Genomic DNA, 22172 nt, shown 5'->3' with positions numbered 1-22172 from the left:
ATCAGCCTCAAGGATCTCTCCGCATCGATCTGGACCTGGTATCGCGATGGCGACCAGTGGGCAGTGAAGAAAGTCATCGAGATTCCGGCCGAGCCCGCTGACCCAGAGCTTCTGCCGCCTGTTCTCAAGGGCTTCAAGGCGGTCGCCCCGCTTGTGACCGATATCGATCTTTCGATGGATGACCGGTTCCTCTACGTTTCCTGCTGGGGGACGGGCGACATGATCCAGTACGACGTTTCCGATCCCTTTGCGCCGAAGGAGACGGGCCGCGTCAGGATCGGCGGGATCGTTTCCCGCGCCACGCATCCGAAAGCGTCGAACGGCGCGCTCAACGGCGGACCGCAGATGGTGGAAATCAGCCGCGACGGCAAGCGTGTTTATTTCACCAATTCGCTTTACGGCGCGATCGACCCGCAATTCTATCCTGAAGGCATCGATGGATGGATGGTGAAGCTGGATGTCGGCGATAACGGCGGAATTTCCTTCGATGAGAACTTCTTCGTCGATTGGCCGAAAGGCCATCGTCCGCATCAGGTTCGGCTGGAAGGCGGCGACTGCTCCTCCGATTCCTATTGCTATCCCTGAGGGGTGTGGGACCGTGCGGCCTCACCGGAGCAAATGACGGATCTCTGGCCGTGGCTCTCGCTCGCCGGTCTCGGTGCCTTCCATGGCGTCAACCCGGCAATGGGTTGGCTTTTTGCCGTGGCGCTGGGGCTTCATCGACAAAGTTCGCGGATCGTTTGGTTGTCGCTGCTGCCGATAGCCGCCGGGCATGCCGCTGCCATTGCGGTGGTGCTGGCGATTTTTATAGCCTTCGGCGCGGTCGTCGACCTGCGGAGCCTCAAGCTTTTCACGGCCGCGCTTATTCTCGGCCTTGCCGGCTACTATGTCTTCTACGGGCACCGCCACCGGGTAAGGGTCGGCATGCGGACGGGGATGGCCGGCCTTGCACTCTGGTCGTTCCTGATGGCAACGGGGCATGGCGCGGGACTGATGCTGGTGCCTGCGGTACTGGGCCTCTGCCTTGCGGACCAATCAGCGACCATCCCCCTCGGCAATTCGCTGCCGATTTCGCTGGCAGCCGTCGCACTCCATACCGGGGCGACGCTTGTGGTCACCGCCGCTGTTGCCTTCGTCGTGATCGAATGGCTCGGCCTTGCGATCCTGCGCTCCGCATGGATCAATTTCGATCTGATCTGGACGCTGGCACTGGTGGTGACCGCCGTCATTCTCGTCGTGGCTTGAAGCTTCGCCCTGCCAGTCAGATATTCCTTCGCTTGCCCTCGATCAGGTCGAGCACCGCGCGTGCGGCGTCGAGCACGTGTGTGCCGGGACCGAAGACGGCGGCGACGCCATTGTCCATCAGGTATTGATAGTCCTGGCGCGGAATAACGCCGCCGCAGACGAGGATAATGTCCTTGCCGCCGCGCTTCTGCAGTGCCTCGGCCAGTTGGGGCATCAGGGTCTTGTGGCCGGCGGCAAGTGAGGAGACGCCGACGACGGTGACTTCTTCGGCGAGCGCCAGATCGGCTGCCTCTTCCGGCGTCTGGAACAACGGCCCGGCAACGACGTCGAAGCCGATGTCGCCGAAGGCCGACGCGATCACCTTGGCGCCGCGGTCGTGCCCGTCCTGGCCGAGCTTGGCGACCATGATCTTCGGCTTGTGGCCGAGCCGCTTGGTGACGTCGCCGAGCCGCCCGGCGAGCACGCCGAGTTCGGGGTCGCTTTCATAGGCCTTGCCATAGATGTCGGTGACGACTTCCGGGATGGCGGTGTGATCGCCAAAGACCTGCCGCATCGCCTCGGAAATCTCGCCGACGGTGGCACGCGCCCGCGCGGCCTCGATCGCCGCCGCGAGCAGATTGCCCTTGCCGCTCCGCGCGACCTCGGCAAGAGCTTCGAGCGTCTCCGTCACCCTCTGCGAATCTCGCCGGCGTTTGGTCTCTTCGATCCGCTTGATCTGTGCCGTGCGGACGGCGGCATTGTCGATCTGGAGGATGTCGATCGGGTGCTCGTTTTCGAGCCGGTACTTGTTGACGCCGACGATCACTTCCTCGCCGCGGTCGACCGCCGCCTGGCGGCGCGTCGCCGCCTCTTCGATCAGCCGCTTCGGTAGGCCGGCGTTGACCGCCTTGGTCATGCCGCCGAGTGCCTCGACTTCCTCGATCAAGGCCCAGGCCTTTTCCGCAAGCTCGTTCGTCAGGCTTTCCACATAGTAGGAACCTGCAAGCGGATCGACGACCTTTGTCACGCCGGTCTCGTGCTGCAGGATCAGTTGCGTGTTGCGGGCGATGCGGGCGGAAAAGTCCGTCGGCAGTGCGATCGCCTCGTCGAAGGAATTGGTGTGCAGCGATTGCGTGCCGCCGAGCGCCGCCGACATCGCCTCGAAGGCGGTGCGGATGATGTTGTTGTAGGGATCCTGTTCGGCAAGCGAGACCCCGGACGTCTGGCAGTGAGTCCTCAGCATCAGCGAGGACGCTTTCTTCGGCTCGAACTCCTTCATGATCCGCGTCCAGAGGAGCCGCGCCGCACGGAGCTTCGCCGCCTCCATGAAGAAGTTCATGCCGATGGCGAAGAAGAAGGAGAGTCGCCCGGCGAAATCGTCGACGTTGAGCCCCTTGGCAAGCGCCGCGCGCACATATTCGCGCCCGTCGGCAAGGGTGAAGGCAAGCTCCTGCACGAGTGTCGCGCCCGCCTCCTGCATGTGATAGCCGGAGATCGAGATCGAATTGAACTTCGGCATCTCCTTCGCCGTGTATTCGATGATGTCGGCGACGATCCGCATCGAGGGTTCCGGCGGGTAGATATACGTGTTGCGAACCATGAACTCTTTGAGGATGTCGTTCTGGATCGTGCCCGACAGATCGGCGCGCGCGATGCCCTGCTCCTCGCCGGCGACAATGAAGGAGGCAAGGATCGGGATGACGGCACCGTTCATCGTCATCGAGACCGACATCTCGTCGAGCGGGATGCCGTCGAAGAGGATCTTCATGTCCTCGACCGAGTCGATCGCCACCCCCGCCTTGCCCACGTCGCCTTCGACGCGCGGATGGTCGCTGTCATAGCCGCGATGGGTGGCGAGGTCGAAGGCGACGGAGAGCCCTTTTTGCCCGGCCGCGAGGTTCCTGCGATAAAAGGCGTTTGAGGCTTCCGCCGTCGAGAAACCGGCATATTGCCGGATCGTCCAGGACCGGCCGGCATACATGGTGGCGCGGGGACCGCGCACGAAGGGCTCGAAGCCGGGCAGTGAATCGAGGTGGCCGATACCGGCCAAGTCGTCGCGCGTGTACAGCGGCTTGACGTCGATGCCTTCCGGCGTGTGCCAGGTGAGGCTTTCGGGCGAGGCCTTCAGCTCCTTCTCGGCGAGGGCTTCCCAGTCCTTAGGTGTTTTGTCAGTCATTGGCTTGCTCCATCGAGGCGTAGCTGGTCGCTATCCGGTGCACCCCCCTCTGCCCTGCCGGGCATCTCCCCCACAAGGGGGAGATCGGCAAGCGTCGATGTCCCGCTTCACCAGCGCCCGTTTGCCTGAGGTGTGGAAAGGACGTGCCTCGGCATCTTCGACTTTGGTGTCGCGCGGGGCCGTACCTCTGGCTAATCTCCCCCCTTGTGGGGGAGATGCCCGGCAGGGCAGAGGGGGGTATCAACGCCTCCTCCGAACGTACAGGGCTCACCATCACTCGAACTCCATGATCAGTTCATCGACCGCGAGGCTCGCGCCGGCGACAATCGCCACGCGCTTGACGGTCGCTCGCCTTTCGGCTCTGAGGATGTTTTCCATCTTCATCGCCTCGACGACGGCGATCGCCTGTCCGACCTCGACCGTGTCGCCCTCCTTGACCGCGATCGAGGTCACGACGCCCGGCATTGGGCAGAGCAGCATCTTCGACGTGTCCGGCGGCAGCTTCTTCGGCATCAGTCGCGCAAGTTCGGCAACGCGCGGGGTCCTCACCCGGGCGATCACGTCGATGCCGCGCCAGCGCAGCCGGATGCCGGTGCCGACGAGATCGACCTTCACACCCATCGGCTGATTGTCGACGTTGAAGGTGGCGAGCGTACGGCCGGGTGTCCAGTCGGTGGCTACGGTCACCGAACTCTCGTCCGCAAAGCGAACAAAGGCGCCATCCGCCGAGGTGCCGGCGGTGACAGCAAGGTCGCGATCGCCAAGGCTTGCCACCCAGTCGTGGCCGACGACGCGGCGGTGGTTGCCGATCGTGCCCGATATCTGGCTCGCGCGCTCCTGCAGCGCCTGGTTGATGGTGACCGCGACGGCCGCGAGCTTGCGCGCGTCCGCCTCGTCCGGCACGACGCCCTGGAAGCCGGCGGCGAACTCCTCGGCGATATAGGCGGTGGTCAGACGCCCTTCGCGGAAGCGCTGCTGCTGCATGACGGCGGAAAGGAAGGGCAGGTTGTGCCCTATCCCCTCGACCTCGAACTCGTCGAGCGCGCTCGCCATCGCCTCGACGGCGGTGGCGCGATCCGGCCCCCAGGTGCAGAGCTTGGCGATCATCGGATCGTAATACATCGAGATTTCGCCGCCCTCGAAGACGCCGGTGTCGTTGCGGATGACGGTGCCGTCATCCTGCCTGCCTTCCTGAGGCGGGCGGTAGCGCGTCAGCCGGCCGATCGAGGGCAGGAAGTTGCGGAAGGGGTCTTCTGCGTAGAGCCGACTTTCGATCGCCCAGCCGTCGAGCTTCACGTCCTCCTGGCCGAGGGACAGCTTTTCGCCGGCCGCGACTCGGATCATCTGCTCGACGAGATCGAGCCCGGTGACGAGTTCGGTCACCGGGTGCTCCACTTGCAAACGCGTATTCATCTCGAGGAAGTAGAAATTGCGCTCGCCGTCGACGATGAATTCGACCGTACCGGCAGAGTGGTAGCCGACCGCTTTGGCGAGCGCGACCGCCTGCTCGCCCATGGCGCGCCGCGTCTTCTTGTCGAGGAACGGAGATGGGGCCTCTTCGATGACCTTCTGGTTGCGGCGCTGGATCGAGCATTCGCGCTCGCCGAGATAAAGCGTGTTGCCGTGCTTGTCGCCGAGCACCTGGATTTCGATGTGGCGGGGCTCGGTCACGAATTTTTCGATAAAGATGCGGTCGTCGCCGAAGGAGCTTTTCGCCTCGTTCTTCGACGACTGGAAGCCTTCGCGCGCCTCTATGTCGCTCCAGGCGATCCGCATGCCCTTTCCGCCGCCGCCGGCCGACGCCTTGATCATCACAGGATAGCCGATGGAAGACGCGATGCGGACGGCTTCCTCGGCGTCCTCGATCAGCCCCATATGGCCGGGAACGGTCGAGACATCCGCTTCGGCGGCGATCTTCTTCGAGGTGATCTTGTCACCCATTGCCTTAATGGCGCCGACCGGCGGCCCGATGAAGGCGACGCCTTCCTTCTCCAGCGCCTCTGCAAAGGCGGCGTTTTCCGAAAGGAAGCCGTAGCCCGGATGCACGGCATCGGCGCCGGTCTTGCGGATCGCGTCGAGGATCTTGTCGATCACGATATAGGACTGGCTGGAGGGCGAGGCGCCGATATGCACCGCTTCGTCCGCCATGCGCGCATGCATAGCATCGCGGTCGGCATCCGAATAGACGGCGACGGTCGGAATGCCGAGCTTCTTGGCGGTGCGGATCACGCGGCAGGCGATTTCACCACGATTGGCGATGAGGATTTTCTTGAACATGCGTTTCTCTTTCAATCCTTTCTGTCGCGTCAGCGCCTGAACTTTCGCCGGTAGGGTAGAAGCGCGATGGACGACGCCGCCACCGCCCCGCCGAAGAGGAGGGCGAAGGGGGCGACCACCATGGCCGCTGCAAGGAAGGGGCTCGACGAGCGTGCGATATGGGTGCCGACCGCGCCGATGTTGAGCCAGATCAGCGCGCCCGCGACCGCCGCGCCGACGAGCGCGCCGTAAAGCGCGTTCGTCGCCAGATAGCGTAGCATCTGCCAGTGGTCGCGGCGCGCGGCCTCGGGTGTCATGATGGGCTCCGGCTCCGGTTTCATCGCGAGCCTCGTCAGAGCGGTATCGTGTCGTGCTTGCGCCAGCGCGTTTCCACCTGTTTGTTGCGCAGCGACGCGAAGGCGCGCGCGATGCGGCGGCGCGACGAATGCGGCATGATCACCTCGTCGATGAAGCCGCGTTCGGCGGCAACGAAGGGGTTGGCGAAGCGCTCCTCGTATTCCTTCGTGCGCGCGGCGATCTTCTCGGCATTGCCGAGTTCGGAGCGGTAGAGGATTTCGGTCGCGCCCTTGGCACCCATGACGGCGATTTCCGCCGTCGGCCAGGCATAATTGACGTCGGCGCCGATGTGCTTGGAGGCCATGACGTCGTAGGCGCCGCCATAGGCCTTGCGAGTGATGAGCGTCACCATCGGCACGGTCGCCTGGCTATAGGCGAAGAGCAGCTTGGCGCCGTGCTTGATGACGCCGCCATACTCCTGGCTCGTACCCGGCAGGAAGCCCGGCACGTCGACGAGCGTCAGGATCGGGATCGAGAAGGCGTCGCAGAAGCGGACGAAGCGGGCAGCCTTGCGGGAAGAATCGATGTCTAGACAGCCGGCGAGAACCATCGGCTGGTTGGCGACGACGCCGACGGTCTGGCCTTCCAGACGAATGAAGCCGGTGACGATGTTGCGGGCAAAGCTCGCCTGAAGCTCGAAGAAATCGCCTTCATCGGCAAGCGCCAATATCAGTTCCTTCATGTCGTAGGGCTTGGCGGCACTGTCGGGGATCAGGCTGTCGAGACGCATCTCGATGCGCGCCGGATCGTCATGGAAGGGCCGGACCGGCGGCTTTTCGCGGTTGTTGAGCGGCAGGAAGTCGAAGAGCAGGCGCACATGTTCCAGCGCCTCGACGTCATTTTCGTAGGCGCCGTCGGCGACCGATGACTTCGTCGTATGGGTGCGAGCTCCGCCAAGTTCTTCCGCGGTGACGATCTCGTTCGTCACCGTCTTTACGACATCGGGGCCGGTCACGAACATGTAGGAACTGTCGCGCACCATGAAGATGAAGTCGGTCATCGCCGGCGAATAGACCGCCCCGCCGGCACACGGCCCCATGATCACCGAGATCTGCGGAATGACGCCCGAGACTTCCGCGTTGCGGCGGAAGACTTCCGCATAGCCGGCGAGCGACGCCACGCCCTCCTGGATACGGGCGCCGCCGGAATCGTTGATGCCGATGACCGGTGCGCCGTTGCGGGCCGCCATGTCCATGATCTTGCAGATCTTCTGTGCATGGGTCTCGGAGAGCGAGCCGCCGAGCACGGTGAAATCCTGGCTGAAGACATAGACCTGCCGGCCGTTGATCGTACCCCAGCCGGTGACGACGCCGTCGCCCGCGATCTTTTGGCTTGCCATGCCGAAATCGACGCAGCGATGCGTGACATACATGTCGTATTCTTCGAAGGAGCCTTCGTCGAGCAGCACGTCGATGCGCTCGCGCGCCGTCAGTTTGCCCTTGCCGTGCTGCGCGTCGACGCGGCGCTCGCCACCGCCGGCTCGAGCTTGTGCCCGGCGGGCTTCCACCTGTTCCAATATGGCGCGCATGTGTCTCCTCCCGAATTTCTTTCTCGCCGAGATTTTTCTCGATTTTGCAGAGGGGTTTGAAGCTTCGCAATAGCGTCGAAGGGCGAATGGCAAAACGGCCGATGATGTGCGAATGTGGAATATAGAAATATGTAAAACGTAAACTGCAAAGTTGCGAACATGGCGATCGGCAAACTTTACATCGGCCGCAAAGTCCGGGAACTCAGGGAAGCAAACCGGGCGACGCAAGGGCAGTTCGCCGAGCGTATCGGCATCTCGACGAGCTACCTGAATCAGATCGAAAACAACCAGCGGCCGGTTTCGGCGGCGGTGCTGCTCGCGCTTGCGGAGAAGTTCCAGATCGATATTGCGGAACTCTCGACAGGCGAGGGTGACCGGCTCCTGTCGGCCCTGTCGGAGGCGCTGAACGATCCGCTGTTCGAGACCTATTCTCCGAGCCTGCAGGAGCTGAAGCTCGTCGCCCAGAACGCGCCGGGTCTCGCGCATGCGCTGATCACCTGCCATCAGGCCTATAGGCGCAACAGCGAACAGCTTGCCAGCATCGACGACACGATCGGCCGCGGTGCCTCCTTCGTCGAGACGACGCCTTACGAGGAGGTGCGCGACTTCTTCCACTTCGTCGACAACTACATCCACGAGATCGACACGCTCGCCGAAACGCTTGCCGCCGACCTTGGCCTTGGGGAGGGGGACAATCATACGGCGCTCGCGGCGCACCTCGAGCAGCGCCATGGCGTGCGCGTCGTGCGCGGCGTCGCGGGCGACGAGGCGATCCGCCGCTTCGATCCGCGTGCCCGCATCCTGACTCTCAACCCATACGCGCCGGCGCCGACGCGTGATTTTCAACTGGCGTTGCAGATCGCCCAGTTCCATGCCCGCGAGGAGATCGACCGGATTGTCGGCAGTGCCGCATTTCGCACCGAGGAGGCCCACGAAATCTGCCGGCTCGGCCTGCAGAACTACTTCGCCGGTGCGCTGATCCTGCCGTACCAGTCATTCCTCAAAGCGGCGCGTGAATTGCGGCACGATATCGAGTTGCTCGCTGCCCGGTTCGGAGCCTCGCTGGAGCAGGTCTGCCATCGGCTCTCGACCCTCCAACGCCCCGGGCAGAAGGGCATTCCGATCTTCTTTGCGCGCATCGACCGGGCCGGAAACATCACGAAGCGCCACAGCGCCGCCAAGCTGCAATTCGCCCGCTTCGGAGCGGCCTGTCCGCTCTGGAACGTGCATCAGGCATTCGAGACGCCGGGGCGGATTATCCGGCAGCTCGCCGAAACACCGGATGGCGTGCGCTATCTCTGCCTCGCCACCCAGATCACCAAGGGCGGCGGCGGTTACCGTGCCAACCATCCGCGCTACGCGCTCGCGCTCGGCTGCGAAATCTCCTATGCCGACGCCTTCGTTTATGCCGACGACATGGATCTCGGCAATCGCACCGCCTTCGACCCGATCGGCATCTCCTGTCGCATCTGCGAGCGCACCAAATGCGCCAGCCGCGCCGTGCCGCCGCTGAAGCGCAAGCTGATCGTCGACCATGACATGCGCGGCTCTCTGCCGTATCGTCTTAGCGAGAGCTGAGCGTGGGTTTCATCGGCTCTGTTCGTTTTTGAACAGATGTTGTGAGAATTTGCGTCTGTGCCTGTGCGAAATTTGGTGTAACTACAGCGCCGCGCGTCTTCTCAGACGTGCAAAGGTCGCTGTAGCACTTTGAGTGCTGCATGTTTTTATCCATAAATCGCCTTCGATTTATGGAAACATGCAGTGCGCCACATTGTCAGTATGCGGGTCAGGGAGGACATGCATATGGATTTTCGCCTGTCTGAGGAGCAGGAGGCCATCCGCGCGATGGCGCTCGATTTCGCCCGGGACGAACTCGCGCCCAACGCCATCGACTGGGACCAGCAAAAGCACTTTCCGGTGGAGACGCTGCGCGCTGCGGCGGCACTCGGCATGGCCGGAATCTATGTTCGCGACGACGTCGGCGGCACCGGTCTCACCCGTCTCGACGCGGCGATGATCATCGAGGCGCTGGCGACCGGCTGCCCGGCGATCGCCTCCTTCGTCTCGATCCACAACATGTGCGCAGGCATGATCGACCGCTATGGCACGGACGAACAGCGCCAGCGGCTCTTGCCGCCGCTCCTCAGCATGGAAACGCTGGCGAGCTACTGCCTGACCGAGCCCGGCTCCGGCTCGGACGCGGCGGCGCTGAAGACCAAGGCCGTGCGCGAGGGCGACACCTATGTGCTGACGGGCCAGAAGCAGTTCATCTCCGGCGCCGGCGAATCCGGTCTCTATATTGTCATGGCCCGCACCGGCGACGAGGGGCCGAAGGGTATTTCGGCGTTTGTCGTGGAGAAGGAGGCGCCGGGTCTGACCTTCGGCGCCAATGAGAAGAAGATGGGCTGGCATGCCCAGCCGACGCGCGCCGTGATGCTCGACAATGTCCGCGTTCCGGTTACAAACCGGCTGGGCGCGGAGGGTGAGGGCTTCCGGATCGCCATGGCCGGCCTCGACGGCGGCCGGCTGAACATCGCCGCCGCTTCGCTCGGTGGCGCGCAGGCCGCGTTCGACAAGGCGCTTGCCTATGTGCAGGAGCGGCGTGCTTTCGGAAAAGCGATCGGCGAATTCCAGGCATTGCAGTTCCGTCTGGCGGATATGGCGACCGATCTGGAGATTGCGCGCACCTTCCTCTGGCGGGCGGCTGCCGCGCTCGATGCGGGGGATCCGGAAGCGACCAAGCTCTGTGCCATGGCCAAGCGCTTCGTCACCGACCGTTGCTTCGCGGTCGCCAACGACGCGCTGCAGCTCCACGGCGGCTACGGTTATCTCGCCGATTACGGGGTCGAGAAGATTGTCCGGGATTTGAGGGTGCACCAGATACTCGAGGGCACCAACGAGATCATGCGGCTGATCGTCTCCCGCGCGATCATGGGACGGAAATAGGAAGGAGATTTCATGGAGATGCAGACCGCTCTGCCGGAGGTCATCGTCGAGCGCCAGGGCGCGATCGGCAGGCTCCGGCTTAACCGGCCGCGCGCGCTGAACAGCCTCAACCTGCCGATGATCCGGCTGATCGATGCGGCGCTGACCGAATTCGAGCGCGACCCGGCGGTCGCCGCCGTGCTTGTCACTGGCGAGGGTGAGCGCGGGCTTTGCGCCGGCGGCGACATACGCATGATCTACGAGAGCGGACGGGAACGACCCGAGGAGGGCGCGCAATTCTGGCGCGAGGAATTCATCGTCAACAGCCGAATTTCCGCCTATTCCAAGCCCTATATTGCCCTCATGGACGGCATCGTCATGGGCGGCGGTGTCGGCGTTTCCGCCCACGGCAGCCATCGGATCGTGACCGAGAGGACGCGGCTTGCCATGCCGGAGACGGGTATCGGCTATTTCACGGATGTCGGCGCGACCTGGCTTCTGCCGCGCGCGCCCGGCGAGTTCGGTACCTATATCGGGCTCACCGGCCGAGATATCGGCGCGGCGAATGCCATCCACGCGCGGCTCGCCGACAGTTTTGCTCCGACGGACAGGATCGGCGAGCTGATCACCGCGCTAGCAGCCCTTCCGGCTTTCGCGACTGCTGATGACGTTTCCGCCGCGATCCGGAGCGTTTCCGGCGAGCCGCCGGCGTCTCCGCTGCACGACCATTTTTTGCTCATCGACCGCTGCTTTGCCTTCGACACGGTTGAAGAAATTTTTGACGCGCTGGAACGGGATGGTTCGGATTTCGCCGGTGAGACGCTGCAATTGCTGCGAACGCGCTCCGCAATCAGCCTGAAATTGACGCTAGCGCTGTTGCGTGCTGGGCGCGCGAGCGCCTCGCTCAACGAGTGCCTGGAGCGGGAATATGCCGCGACCATCGGCATGCTCTCCAATCCGGATTTCTACGAAGGGGTTCGGGCGGCGGTGATCGACAAGGACCGCAATCCGAAATGGTCGGTCGGGCTCGCGGAGGTGACGCCGCAAATGCTCGCCCGCTTTGATAAACACGGGGGCGCGCCGCTCTTCGGGTGAAGACAGCCGTCAGACGAAAACATGCGAGTTGAGGAGGAGAGGCAAGATGACGAAGATCGCCTTTATCGGGCTTGGCAACATGGGCGGCCCGATGGCCGCCAATCTGGTGAAGGCGGGACATGCAGTCACCGGCTTCGACCTGTCGGAGGCGTCTCGCAACGCGGCGGCGAAGAGCGGCGTTTCGGTGGCCGGCTCGATCGCGCAAGCGGTGCGCGAGGCACAATGTGTCATCACCATGCTGCCGGCAAGCGCGCATGTTCTTTATGTCTGGGATGAACTGCTCGGTTTCGTCGATCCGGGCACGCTCATCATCGACAGCTCGACGATCGATGTCGAAAGCGCGCGCAAGGTGCACGGCTTTGCCGACAAAGCCGGCTGCCCGTCGCTCGACGCTCCGGTCTCCGGCGGCACGGCGGGAGCCGCGGCCGGCACGCTGACCTTCATGGTCGGCGGCAGCGACGGCGCCTTTTCCCGCGGCAAGCATCTGCTCGAGGCGATGGGCAAGAAGATCGTCCATTGCGGCGATGTCGGCGCCGGCCAGGCGGCGAAGATCTGTAACAACATGATCCTCGGCATCTCGATGGCGGGCGTTTGCGAGGCTTTCGTACTGGCCGAGCGGCTGGGACTGTCGCATCAGGCGCTCTTCGATGTGGCCTCGACCTCTTCCGGCCAGTGCTGGTCGCTGACGAGCTATTGCCCGGTTCCCGGCCCGGTTCCGGCCTCGCCGGCCAACAACGACTACAAGCCGGGCTTTACCGCAAGCCTGATGCTGAAGGACCTGAAGCTGTCGCAGCAGGCCGCAAGCGCCAGCGGCGCGGCGACCCCGATGGGAGCGCAGGCAGCGCAGCTCTATAGCTTGTTCGAAAAGCTCGGCCACGGCGGCGAGGACTTCTCCGCCCTGATCCGCATGCTGCGAGGCACAGAAGAGGTTAAGGCGGGGTAGGGGGTGCGCCTTGCGCACTCGGAGATGCGCCGCAACGTTCCAGCCGCATCGGCCTCCCGCTCCGACCGGCCGTCACATCTGTACGGTCATGCCACCATCGACGGTGAGCGTGATGCCGTTGACGAAGCTCGCGGCCGGCGAGGCGAGGAAGACGGCGGCCGGGGCGATCTCTTCCGGTCGGCCCCAGCGCTTCAGCGGGATGCGCACATCGACGAAGGCCTTGAGCGTCGGGTCGGCGGCAAGATGTGCGTTGGTCTCGGTTGCAAACCAGCCCGGCGCAATGGCGTTGACTGTCAGGTTGTCGGCGCCGAGTTCGACGGCGAGCGACCGCGTCAGCGCCGAAAGCCCGCCTTTGGCCGCCGTATAGGCCGGATCGCCGGCGCGCGCCGCGAAGGCGGCGATCGAGGTGACGAAGATCAGCCGGCCGGCGGCGGATTGCTTAAGATAGGGCAATGCCGCCTTTGCCATGGCGTAGGCTGCGGTGAGGTCGGTGTTGAGGAGAGCTGCGAACTCGTACGGCTCCATCGCCTCCGTACTGCGGCGGTCCCGCTCGCCGACGGCGTGGATCAGGATATCGAGCGCCCCGGTCTTCGCCGTGGCATCGACGAGAATGGCTTCGACGTCACGCGTAACGTCGCCCGGCGCCACCGCGACGGTGATGCCGTCATCGGCAAGCCGGGCTCTCGTCTCCTCGAGGCTTTCGAGATTGCGGCCGTTGATCACGGTCCAGGCGCCGGCTCTCGCCAGGGCCTTGGCCATTTCAAGGCCGAGCCCACGCCCGCCGCCCGTCACCAGCGCGGTCTTGCCGTTGAGATCAAACATGGGGCTTCCTCGTCTGTCGCTCAATCAGTCTCTGTCGGCAGAGCCGATTTGAAGCGCAGAAATTTACAGCGATACGGCATCCATGCAAGTGTTGGCGGTCGCGTTTCGCCAGCTGAGTCCCGTCCGCCGGATATGGCGAAGCCGGCCACCGCGGCAGCGGCGACCGGCTTCGCTAACTGGAGGCCTGCCGATCACTTCATCGTATAGACGTCGATCGTGAAATACTTGTCGTTGATCTTCTGATAGGTGCCGTCGGCGCGGATTTCTTCGAGCGCCTTGTTCAGCTTTTCCCGCAGGTCGTTGTCCTCCTGCCTGACGGCGATGCCGACACCGTCGCCGACGAACTTCTTGTCGGTGATCGGCTCGCCGATGAGCTCGCAGCAGCCTTTGCCGTCGTCGTTCTTATTGACCCAATCGAGCATCGGCAGCATGTCGCCGACCTGCAGGTCGAGACGGCCATTGACCATGTCGAGATTGGCCTCGTCCTGGGTCGGGTAGAGCTTGATATCCGCGTCCGGATAGACGGCGGCGATGTAGTCGGCCTGGGTCGTACCGGACTGGGCGCCGATGACCTTGCCCTTGAGCGCCTCATTGCTGAACTCGGTGAGCCCTGCGCCTTTCGGGGCCACATGCGTCATCGCGGCAAGATAATAGGGATCGGTGAATGCCACCTGCTTCTTGCGTTCCTCGGTGATGAACATCGAAGCGATGATCATGTCGTATTTCTTGGCGAGCAGACCGGGAATGATGCCGTCCCAATCCTGCGCGACGACTTCGCATTCGGCCTTGATGCGCTCGCAAAGAGCAAGGCCGATTTCGACGTCGAAACCGCCGATCTTGCCGCTGGAGTCGACGAAGTTGAAGGGTGGATAGGCGCCTTCCGTGCCGATCTTCAGTTTATCGGCGGCCTGAGCCGTCGACGATACCAGGGCGGCGCAGACGAGCGCCAATGTCAGAATCCGGTTTTTCATGGTTCGTTCCCCTTGGAATTTTCACCCTTTTTCAGGGCTTCGTCTGAACTCTATGGGCACATGCCGCATAAGCGAAATAGATAGAGCCGATAATCGATATTGTTTCAATTTATCGAGACATGGGGTTCCTGTCACTTGTACCGGCCGTGGCGCTGCAGCACCTCGATCTTGTAACCGTCGGGGTCGGCGATGAAGAAGAAGCGCGCAAGCAGCGTCCCGTCTCGCTCGAATTCGACGATCTTGTTGGGGCTGAGACCCGCCTCCGTCAAACGCCTATGCTCTGCGTCAAGATCGGCGACGGAGAAGGCGAGATGGCCATAGCCCTCGCCAAGCGCATAGGGTTCCGTGCGCCCCTTGTTGATCGTCAGCTCGAGTTCGAAAGGGCTTTCCGCATTGCTGAGATAGACGAGCGTGAATGTCTCGAAATCCAGCCGCTCGGCAATGTCGAGGCCGAAGGCCCGGCGGTAGAAGTCGACCGAGCGTTTCTCGTCGATGACGCGGATCATTGAGTGGATTGCCTTCGCCAAGATCGTCTCCTTCGTCGATGTCGTGCAGCGGAGATAGCAGACGACTCCTGTTGAGGGAACCGGGGACGATCCGCCGCCGTGGATGCCCGGTTTCCGTGTCGTGGCGGTGGAAACGGCTTTACATCCGCGATGGCGTTTGATTTGTCAGGCGCAGTGATTTTTCGATCTTTTGGGAGGAGCAGGATGAAGCTGTTGCGTTACGGACCCGTGGGGGCCGAGAAGCCGGGCGTGCTTGATGGCGCGGGCAGCATTCGCGATCTCTCCGGCGTCATCGCCGATGTCGGCGGCGCCGCGATCGCGGATTTTGGGTGGGCGAGCGGGCTCGACATCGAAGACCTGCCGGTCGTCGATGGCGCACCACGGCTCGGCGCCTGCGTTGCCGGCACCGGCAAGTTCATCTGTATAGGTCTCAACTACGCCGATCATGCCGCGGAATCGGGGCTGGAGGTTCCGCCGGAGCCTGTGGTCTTCATGAAGGCCACCTCGGCGATCGTCGGGCCGAACGACAATGTGATCATGCCGCGCGGTTCCGTCGCCACCGACTGGGAAGTCGAACTCGGCGTGATCATCGGCGAGACGGCGAAATATGTCTCCGAAGCCGAAGCCCTCGATCATGTTGCCGGCTATTGCGTCGTCAACGATGTCTCGGAGCGCGATTTCCAGACGAAGCGCTCGGGCCAGTGGACCAAGGGAAAATCCTGCGATTCCTTCGGCCCCATCGGCCCCTGGCTGGTAACCCGCGACGAGATCGCCAATCCGCAAAACCTGAAGATGTGGCTGACCGTCAACGGCGAGACGAAACAGGACGGATCGAGCGAGACCATGGTCTATGGCGTCGCCTATCTCGTGAGCTATCTCTCGCAGTTCATGACCCTGCATCCGGGTGACATCATCTCAACCGGTACCCCTCCCGGCGTCGGCATGGGCTTCAAGCCGCCGCAATATCTGAAGGCCGGCGACGTGATCGAACTCGGCATCGAAGGTCTCGGCACGCAGAAGCAGAAGGTCGCCGCGGACGACTGATCCGGTTTTCGAGCCCTATTGCCCCTCGCCCTCTTCGCGCAAGCAGGGCGAGGAAACCTGAAGGGGCACAGCACATCCCTTGTCCCCCAAGCGGGCGGAAGGTGGCGGTAGGCCGGATGGGGACGAATGTGGGCCGAAACCCACACCTTTAGCCCTTCAGCCGCCCTTGCCGCTTGAGTTGCTGCTCGCGGAAGAAGATGAAGAGGCCGGAAGCGACGATGAGACCGGCGCCGAGGATCATCGACAGACGCGGCGCGTCGCCGAAGATCAGCCAGCCGAAGACGATCGCCCAGAAGAGCAGCGTATATTGCAAGGGCGCGATCGTCGCCGTTTCTGCGAGCTTCAGCGCCCTGTTGACGAATACATGCGCGAGCATGGCGACGACGCCAAGCAGCCCGAGCAGCGCGGTGTCGAGCGGTTTCAGCGGCGTCCAGTCGAGCGGCGCCCAGACGAGGCCGACGACCGCCGCGCCGACGATCTGCCAGAAGGCCAGTACCGAATCCGGCGTGCCGCGCAGCGAGCGTCCGGAAATCATCATGAAGGCAAAGAACATGCTGCCGAGAACCGAGATCAGCGCCGGCAGGGTCAGGGCTTGCGAGGATGGCTCGAGCGCGATGACGACCCCGACGAAGCCGATGGCGATCGCGGTCCAGCGTCGCCAGCCGACATGTTCCTTGAGAACCAGCGGCGAGACCGCCGCGACATAGATCGGTGCCGCCAGCCAATAGGTCATGACATCGGCAAGCGGCAGGTAGACGACCGCGAAATAGAACGCGACGACCTCCGCTGTCGAGGCGACGACGCGGGCAAGCTGAAGCCACGGCCGCTCGATCGCTACGACCTTCCGCAGTCCGCCGAGCCAAAGAAAGGGCGCGAGCAGGAGTGCCGCGGCCAGACTGCGGATCAGCACCACCTGGCCGACCGAATAGGTCGCGACCAGCCATTTGCCCATCACGTCGTTCAACGAAAACATCAACATGCCGAGAAGCATGAGGAGAACGCCGGTGCGGGCGGTGCTGGAGGTCTGAACGACAGGAGAGGTGGTGGCAGTATCTGCGGTCATGGTCGGGGCCTTTGTCTTCAGCCCAGCCATTGGCACATTCCGGCGACGTGATCCATGCTCCGTTTCTGATCAACTCATCAGCATTGCGAATGTATGCCGCAAATCGCGGCTATCCCGCCAGGCGGATTTCGGGCGTCAGCACCTTTCCGTAGAGCTCCGCGTATTGGGCGGCGCTGCGGTGCCAGGAGCAGTCCGTCCGCATCCCCTGTCTGCGCAACCTTTCCCAGATGCGCCGTCGCTTGAAGAGTCTGAAGGCGCGGCGCAGGGCAAGCCTCAATCCGTTCGCGTCGATGGGCGAGAACTGAATGCCGGTTGCCACTTGCGCATGCAATGCGGCGTCGTTGGCGTCGATGATCGTTTCCGACAATCCGCCCGTGCGGGCGACAATCGGCACGCAGCCATAGCGCAAGGCGTAGAGCTGAGTGAGACCGCAAGGTTCGAAGCGGGAGGGAACGAGCATGGCGTCCGCCCCGGCGTGGATCTGGTGGGCGAGCGGCTCGTCGTAGCCGATCCTGACGGCAACGCTATCCGGGAAGCGCCGCGCGGCGTCGGTGAACGCATCCTCGATCACGGCATCGCCCTGGCCATGTACGATCAGCTTGCCGCCGCCTTTGACGATCTCGTCGACCACACCCGCCAGGAGGTCCATGCCTTTCTGCCAGGTCAGCCTGTTGACCGCTGCGAAAACCGGCCCGGACGTGTTCGGCAGGCCGAAGCGGTCGAGCAGCTTCTGCCTGTTCGGCAGGCGGCGCAACGGCGCACGCACCGAGAAGTGATTTTCGATAAGCGGGTCCGAGGAGGGGTCCCATACCTCCGTGTCGATGCCGTTGACGATGCCGATGACGTCATCGTGACGCTCATTCATCAGACCTTCGAGACCCATGCCGAAAGCCGGGGACATGATCTCGCGCGCGTAGGTTGGACTGACCACGGTGATCACGTCGGCCGCCTGCAGTCCACCCTTCAGATAACCGAGGTCGCCGTAATATTCGAGGCCGTCGATGGAGTAGGCCTCGTCCGGCAGTCCCAACTCGGTGAAACGACGGGCGGGGAACTGCCCCTGGAAGGCGAGGTTGTGAACCGTCAGGACACGAGGGATCTCGGCATCAGACGAAAATTTGAGATAAACCAGGCTCAGCGCCGGATGCCAGTCATGAGCGTGGATGATGTCCGGCCGCCAGTCCGCGACGCCCTGCTCCGCGACCTGCGCGGCGACGAAGGAAAGGGCTGCGAAACGCTTCCAGTTGTCCGGGTAGTCCTTGCCGCGATCGTCGGTGTAAGGACCGCCTTGGCGGTCGAAGAAGCCGGGCGCGTCGAGCGCCAGGATGTCGAGGCCGTCGGCCCGTCCTGCGACAAGAGTGGCGCGCTCGCCGAACAGGCAATCATATTGCCTGATCGGTGAAGCTCCCGTGAGCGCCTGCATGACGCTCGGATATCCGGGAACCATGCTACGCGTATGGATGCCGTGGGCCGTCAATGCCTTTGGCAGCGAGCTGGCGACATCCGCCAGACCGCCAGTCTTCACCAGGGGGAAAATCTCGGCCGTGACGGACAGAATGTTCATCGCGTTTTTCCGGGGATTTATGTCATGGGCCAGGGGTGACACGCAGACGTAATCTGCGCTCCCTCAACACAATCGAGCCACCAAAGTTCCGCCACATGTTGAATTTTGAACATGCATGTGCGCAGGCCTGAACAAGGCGCCCTGAAGCGGCTCCGTGGAGCGGAATCCGACGTCTCGGTTGTCAATGCTCCCACTTCCAGTCACGTATTTCCGGCATGTCCTCGCCATGCTCGCGCACATAGCGGCCATGCTCATCGAGCTTGGCGCGAAGCGCTTCGACGACATGTCCGGCCTTCTCCAGCAGTCCGGGAATGCGTGAGATCGCTTCGATGGCCAGGTGGTAGCGGTCAAGTTCGTTGAGAACGGTCATGTCGAAAGGCGTGGTGGTCGTTCCCTCCTCGATGAAACCCCTCACGTGGAAATTGTCGTGGTTGGTGCGCTTGTAAGTCAGGCGGTGGATCAGGTACGGATAGCCGTGATAGGCGAAGATCACCGGCCGCGCAGTGGTGAACAGGCGGTCGAAGACATCGTCGGGCAGGCCGTGGGGATGCTGGTCGCGCGATTGCAGCGCCAGGAGATCGACCACATTCACGACGCGGATCTTCAGTTCCGGAATATGCCGGCGCAGCAGATCGACGGCGGCGAGCGTCTCCATTGTCGGGACATCGCCAGCGCAGGCCATGACGACATCGGGCTCGTCCGAATAGCCTTCGTTGCTGGCCCATTTCCAGATGCCGATGCCGGCTTCGCAATGCCGGACGGCCTCTTCCATCGCCATCCATTGCGGCTCCGGCTGCTTGCCGGCAACGATCACGTTGATGCGGTCGTAGGTCTTCAGGCAATGATCCGCCACCCAGAGCAGGCTGTTTGCATCCGGCGGCAGGTAGATGCGGACGATGTCGGCCTTCTTGTTGGCGACCAAATCGACGAAACCCGGATCCTGATGGCTGAAACCGTTGTGATCCTGCCGCCAGACATGGGACGTGAGCAGATAGGTGAGCGAGGATATCGGCCTTCGCCAAGCCAATTCGCGCGAGACCTTCAGCCATTTCGCATGCTGGTTGAACATCGAATCGACGATGTGGATGAATGCTTCGTAGCAGGAAAAGAAGCCGTGCCGGCCCGTAAGCAGATATCCTTCGAGCCATCCCTGGCAGAGGTGTTCACTCAGCACCTCCATCACGCGCCCGTTGCGGCCGAGCTGCACGTCATAGGGCCGGATCTCTTCCATCCAGACCCGATCGGTCACTTCGAAAACGCTGCCGAGCCGATTCGATTCCGTTTCGTCGGGACCAAAGACGCGAAAGTTGGCATGGGACTGGTTGAGCAAGAGAATGTCGCGCAGATATTGTCCAAGGATTTTCGTCGACTGCGCCGTTGTTGCGCCCGGCCGCTCGACGGCGACGGCATAGTCCTCGATCGCAGGTGTCTTGAGCTCCTGCCTGAGCAAGCCGCCATTGGCGTGCGGGTTCGCCCCCATCCGTCGGGCGCCGGCAGGGGCCAGTGCCCGCAGTTCCGGCTTCAGCCGTCCGCTTTCATTGAACAGTTCTTCGGGCGCGTAGCTCCTCATCCAGTCTTCGAGGATCTTGCGGTGATTTCCATCCTCCCGGCAGGTGGCGACCGGCACCTGGTGCGACCGCCAGAAATTCTCGACCATCTTGCCGTCGACTTCCTTGGGGCCGGTCCAGCCCTTCGGACTTCTCAGCACGATCATCGGCCAGCGAGGGCAGGTATTGTCGGTACCGCCGTTTCGCCAGTGCTGCTGGATGGCACGAACGTCCTGGAGCGCCTGTTCCAGCGTCGCAGCCATGTGCCTGTGCATGGCAAATGGTTCGGCGCCTTCTACGAAGAGGGGGTCGTAGCCGTAACCGCTGAAGAGGTTTCTTAGATCCTCGTCGCTCATCCGCCCAAGCACTGTCGGATTAGCAATCTTGTAGCCGTTCAGATGCAGGATGGGCAGCACGACGCCATCGCGGGCAGGATTGAGGAACTTGTTCGAATGCCAGCTTGCGGCGAGCGGGCCTGTCTCGGCTTCGCCGTCACCGACGACGCAGGCAACGATGAGGCCGGGATTGTCGAACGCCGCGCCAAAGGCGTGGGCGAGGGCGTAGCCCAGTTCGCCGCCCTCATGGATCGAACCGGGCGTTTCCGGCGCCGCATGGCTCGGAATACCGCCCGGAAAGGAAAACTGACGGAAGAGTTTTCTCATCCCAGCGACATCTTCGCTGACCTCCGGATAGATCTCGCTGTAGGAGCCTTCGAGATAGGTGTTCGCAACCATCCCGGGCCCGCCGTGACCGGGACCGCAGATGTAGATCATCTCAAGGTCATGGGCTCTGATGACGCGATTCAAATGGGCATAGATGAAGTTGAGGCCCGGCGTGGTACCCCAGTGACCGAGCAGTCGAGGCTTGATGTGCTCCGGTTTCAACGGCTCCCGCAACAGCGGATTGTCGAGCAGATAGATTTGTCCGACGGAGAGATAGTTGGCCGCGCGCCAGTAGCGATCGACAAGCTCGGCTGCGGCATTGTCAAGGACAAATGGTGCCGATCTCGAATAAGGCTTGCGCATCTGCTTTCTCCTCGCTAGGGCCGGTGAGTTGCGTGGGGCGACAGCTTAGTCTCCGCCGGCATCGTCAGAGATGACATGGATCATACCGCAGTTCTTTTTCGCCTTGGCCGGCCATGACGACGAACCGGAATCCACCGCAGTTCGTGCCGGCCCTTATCGCGAGGACGGACGGCGTGGATGGCTGGCGTTGTGCCCGTAGCGGTCATTGACCGTGATCTAGCGGTGGCGGCGGCGAAGGCAAGGCGCTTCTCACTGCGAGTCGCCACTGCACGTTTTCTTAGATCGGCACCGATTTAGAGACGGAAACATGCAGGAATTCAAAGTGCTCCAGCGACATTTGCGCGCCGAAACGACGCGCGGCGCTGCAGGCGTGCCGAAATATATTCGCTGTGGTGGAACATTCTCGGGGGCATAAGGTTTGATGAGTGGATCGCACGGAGCGCGTTCTCTGACCCAAACTCTGGAGGCTCCCTGGCGGTCTCTCCTATGCTGGTTCGTCTTGTGAGCCTCGTCTCGACGAGGCTCATTTTTCGATCGTGTCAGCCCTCTCGGTGCAAAGCAAGGAAGGAACACTTGGATGACCTTCAGCTTGATCAGTCCCGTATTTGCCGATGGGCAGCCCATCCCCCAGAAATATACCCGACTAGGCGAGAACCTCTTTCCACCGCTGAAGTGGACGGGCACCCCGGAGGGAACGCAGAGCTTCGCTCTGATCGTCGAGGATCCGGATGCGACGCGAGGATTGTTTCGACACTGCGTTATCATCAACATCCCGGGCAATTGGACGGAGCTGCCGCAAGCGGTGGATACCGCGCCGGATCACAGCATCAAATTCATCAAAAACGACTTCGGCAATGCTCGCTACGATGGGCCGCAGCCGCCGGCCGGGACCGGACTTCACCATTATTGGTTCAGGCTCGCGGCGCTTGATGCCGTCAACCTTTCGATTCCGGAAGAGGTCGGGGCAGAGGAAGCCTGGAAGAAGGTGCGCAAGCACCTGATCGAAGAAGCCGCGATCGTCGGCACATTCGAGCAATAGGGCGGCAGCAAGACGGCAGATACGGTCTGCGCGCCAGCGTGGCAAATGCGGCCGTTCGGAACAATCGTGATCGCGATCGATTAGACG

Annotated in this window: 18 protein-coding genes; 8 read left to right on the top strand and 10 right to left on the bottom strand. The window is 62.7% G+C overall.

Annotation, left to right across the window (positions count from 1 at the left end):
- Together QN224_RS08095 and QN224_RS08090 are read left to right on the top strand one after the other, a co-directional pair.
- The coding region (locus tag QN224_RS08095; protein ID WP_283976227.1) for a selenium-binding protein SBP56-related protein at positions 1–585 on the top strand (585 nt) is incomplete at its 5' end.
- A gap of 33 nt (positions 586–618) precedes the next feature.
- Positions 619–1245: a hypothetical protein gene (locus QN224_RS08090; protein ID WP_283976226.1), complete on the top strand. Its 627-nt coding sequence runs from the start codon at positions 619–621 to the stop codon at positions 1243–1245.
- Between the two features lie 16 nt (positions 1246–1261).
- Here QN224_RS08090 and scpA read toward each other — a convergent pair whose 3' ends face one another.
- From scpA to QN224_RS08070, 4 genes are all read right to left on the bottom strand, one after another.
- Positions 1262–3400 carry a methylmalonyl-CoA mutase gene (gene scpA, locus QN224_RS08085; protein ID WP_283976225.1) on the bottom strand — a complete coding sequence of 713 codons (2139 nt, stop codon included), beginning with the start codon at positions 3398–3400 and terminating at the stop codon, positions 1262–1264.
- A gap of 273 nt (positions 3401–3673) precedes the next feature.
- Entirely contained in the window at positions 3674–5677 is a 2004-nt protein-coding gene (locus QN224_RS08080) for an acetyl/propionyl/methylcrotonyl-CoA carboxylase subunit alpha (RefSeq protein ID WP_283976224.1), read from the bottom strand.
- A gap of 29 nt (positions 5678–5706) precedes the next feature.
- Positions 5707–5973 carry a hypothetical protein gene (locus QN224_RS08075; RefSeq protein WP_283976223.1) on the bottom strand — a complete coding sequence of 89 codons (267 nt, stop codon included), beginning with the start codon at positions 5971–5973 and terminating at the stop codon, positions 5707–5709.
- Between the two features lie 35 nt (positions 5974–6008).
- Entirely contained in the window at positions 6009–7541 is a 1533-nt protein-coding gene (locus tag QN224_RS08070; RefSeq protein WP_269286663.1) for an acyl-CoA carboxylase subunit beta, read from the bottom strand.
- A gap of 159 nt (positions 7542–7700) precedes the next feature.
- On the opposite strand from QN224_RS08070, the gene QN224_RS08065 reads away from it, so the two are divergent.
- The 4 genes from QN224_RS08065 to mmsB all read left to right on the top strand — a co-directional run bounded on the left by QN224_RS08065 (position 7701) and on the right by mmsB (position 12504).
- Positions 7701–9119, top strand: a complete 1419-nt coding sequence (locus QN224_RS08065; protein ID WP_283976222.1) for an XRE family transcriptional regulator — start codon at positions 7701–7703, stop codon at positions 9117–9119.
- Between the two features lie 225 nt (positions 9120–9344).
- Entirely contained in the window at positions 9345–10487 is a 1143-nt protein-coding gene (locus QN224_RS08060) for an isobutyryl-CoA dehydrogenase (RefSeq protein ID WP_283976221.1), read from the top strand.
- Positions 10488–10499: 12 nt separating this feature from the next.
- Positions 10500–11561 (top strand): enoyl-CoA hydratase/isomerase family protein, encoded by a 1062-nt coding sequence (locus tag QN224_RS08055; RefSeq protein ID WP_283976220.1) that lies wholly within the window; start codon positions 10500–10502, stop codon positions 11559–11561.
- A 46-nt stretch (positions 11562–11607) separates the two neighbouring features.
- Positions 11608–12504, top strand: coding sequence for a 3-hydroxyisobutyrate dehydrogenase (gene mmsB, locus QN224_RS08050; protein WP_283976219.1), 897 nt, complete (start codon positions 11608–11610; stop codon positions 12502–12504).
- Between the two features lie 72 nt (positions 12505–12576).
- On the opposite strand, the gene QN224_RS08045 is transcribed toward mmsB, so the two are convergent.
- The 3 genes from QN224_RS08045 to QN224_RS08035 form a co-directional block, all read right to left on the bottom strand.
- Entirely contained in the window at positions 12577–13326 is a 750-nt protein-coding gene (locus tag QN224_RS08045; protein WP_269286669.1) for an SDR family oxidoreductase, read from the bottom strand.
- Positions 13327–13517: 191 nt separating this feature from the next.
- A complete protein-coding gene (locus QN224_RS08040) occupies positions 13518–14297 on the bottom strand; it encodes an ABC transporter substrate-binding protein (RefSeq protein ID WP_283976218.1) in 780 nt (259 codons plus the stop codon).
- A gap of 131 nt (positions 14298–14428) precedes the next feature.
- Positions 14429–14824 (bottom strand): VOC family protein, encoded by a 396-nt coding sequence (locus tag QN224_RS08035; RefSeq protein ID WP_283976217.1) that lies wholly within the window; start codon positions 14822–14824, stop codon positions 14429–14431.
- A 183-nt stretch (positions 14825–15007) separates the two neighbouring features.
- Between QN224_RS08035 and QN224_RS08030 the strand changes: the two genes are divergently transcribed.
- On the top strand, positions 15008–15847 hold the full coding sequence (locus tag QN224_RS08030; protein ID WP_283976216.1) for a fumarylacetoacetate hydrolase family protein: 840 nt from the start codon (positions 15008–15010) through the stop codon (positions 15845–15847).
- A gap of 148 nt (positions 15848–15995) precedes the next feature.
- On the opposite strand, the gene QN224_RS08025 is transcribed toward QN224_RS08030, so the two are convergent.
- From QN224_RS08025 to QN224_RS08015, 3 genes are all read right to left on the bottom strand, one after another.
- Positions 15996–16910 carry a DMT family transporter gene (locus QN224_RS08025; protein WP_283976215.1) on the bottom strand — a complete coding sequence of 305 codons (915 nt, stop codon included), beginning with the start codon at positions 16908–16910 and terminating at the stop codon, positions 15996–15998.
- A gap of 109 nt (positions 16911–17019) precedes the next feature.
- Positions 17020–18474 (bottom strand): glycogen synthase GlgA, encoded by a 1455-nt coding sequence (gene glgA / locus QN224_RS08020; RefSeq protein WP_283976214.1) that lies wholly within the window; start codon positions 18472–18474, stop codon positions 17020–17022.
- Positions 18475–18655: 181 nt separating this feature from the next.
- The gene (locus QN224_RS08015) at positions 18656–21046 is read right to left on the bottom strand and encodes a phosphoketolase family protein (RefSeq protein WP_283976213.1); all 2391 of its coding nucleotides are present in this window, start codon (positions 21044–21046) and stop codon (positions 18656–18658) included.
- A 577-nt stretch (positions 21047–21623) separates the two neighbouring features.
- On the opposite strand from QN224_RS08015, the gene QN224_RS08010 reads away from it, so the two are divergent.
- Positions 21624–22085, top strand: coding sequence for a YbhB/YbcL family Raf kinase inhibitor-like protein (locus QN224_RS08010; RefSeq protein ID WP_269286685.1), 462 nt, complete (start codon positions 21624–21626; stop codon positions 22083–22085).
- Positions 22086–22172 lie beyond the last annotated feature (87 nt).

The organism is Sinorhizobium sp. 7-81 (assembly GCF_030124405.1).
GTDB lineage: Bacteria > Pseudomonadota > Alphaproteobacteria > Rhizobiales > Rhizobiaceae > Sinorhizobium > Sinorhizobium psoraleae.
The sequence above is the reverse complement of the archived record's forward strand: the minus strand, read 5'-3'. Positions and strand labels throughout refer to the sequence as shown.

What these genes read in the sequence shown, in the direction of transcription:
- QN224_RS08090 (WP_283976226.1), top strand. Translation starts at nt 619, where the DNA reads ATGACGGATCTCTGGCCGTGGCTCTCGCTCGCCGGTCTCGGTGCCTTC.
- scpA (WP_283976225.1), bottom strand. Translation starts at nt 3,400, where the DNA reads ATGACTGACAAAACACCTAAGGACTGGGAAGCCCTCGCCGAGAAGGAG.
- QN224_RS08080 (WP_283976224.1), bottom strand. Translation starts at nt 5,677, where the DNA reads ATGTTCAAGAAAATCCTCATCGCCAATCGTGGTGAAATCGCCTGCCGC.
- QN224_RS08075 (WP_283976223.1), bottom strand. Translation starts at nt 5,973, where the DNA reads ATGACACCCGAGGCCGCGCGCCGCGACCACTGGCAGATGCTACGCTAT.
- QN224_RS08070 (WP_269286663.1), bottom strand. Translation starts at nt 7,541, where the DNA reads ATGCGCGCCATATTGGAACAGGTGGAAGCCCGCCGGGCACAAGCTCGA.
- QN224_RS08065 (WP_283976222.1), top strand. Translation starts at nt 7,701, where the DNA reads ATGGCGATCGGCAAACTTTACATCGGCCGCAAAGTCCGGGAACTCAGG.
- QN224_RS08060 (WP_283976221.1), top strand. Translation starts at nt 9,345, where the DNA reads ATGGATTTTCGCCTGTCTGAGGAGCAGGAGGCCATCCGCGCGATGGCG.
- QN224_RS08055 (WP_283976220.1), top strand. Translation starts at nt 10,500, where the DNA reads ATGGAGATGCAGACCGCTCTGCCGGAGGTCATCGTCGAGCGCCAGGGC.
- mmsB (WP_283976219.1), top strand. Translation starts at nt 11,608, where the DNA reads ATGACGAAGATCGCCTTTATCGGGCTTGGCAACATGGGCGGCCCGATG.
- QN224_RS08045 (WP_269286669.1), bottom strand. Translation starts at nt 13,326, where the DNA reads ATGTTTGATCTCAACGGCAAGACCGCGCTGGTGACGGGCGGCGGGCGT.
- QN224_RS08040 (WP_283976218.1), bottom strand. Translation starts at nt 14,297, where the DNA reads ATGAAAAACCGGATTCTGACATTGGCGCTCGTCTGCGCCGCCCTGGTA.
- QN224_RS08030 (WP_283976216.1), top strand. Translation starts at nt 15,008, where the DNA reads ATGAAGCTGTTGCGTTACGGACCCGTGGGGGCCGAGAAGCCGGGCGTG.
- QN224_RS08025 (WP_283976215.1), bottom strand. Translation starts at nt 16,910, where the DNA reads ATGACCGCAGATACTGCCACCACCTCTCCTGTCGTTCAGACCTCCAGC.
- glgA (WP_283976214.1), bottom strand. Translation starts at nt 18,474, where the DNA reads ATGAACATTCTGTCCGTCACGGCCGAGATTTTCCCCCTGGTGAAGACT.
- QN224_RS08015 (WP_283976213.1), bottom strand. Translation starts at nt 21,046, where the DNA reads ATGCGCAAGCCTTATTCGAGATCGGCACCATTTGTCCTTGACAATGCC.
- QN224_RS08010 (WP_269286685.1), top strand. Translation starts at nt 21,624, where the DNA reads ATGACCTTCAGCTTGATCAGTCCCGTATTTGCCGATGGGCAGCCCATC.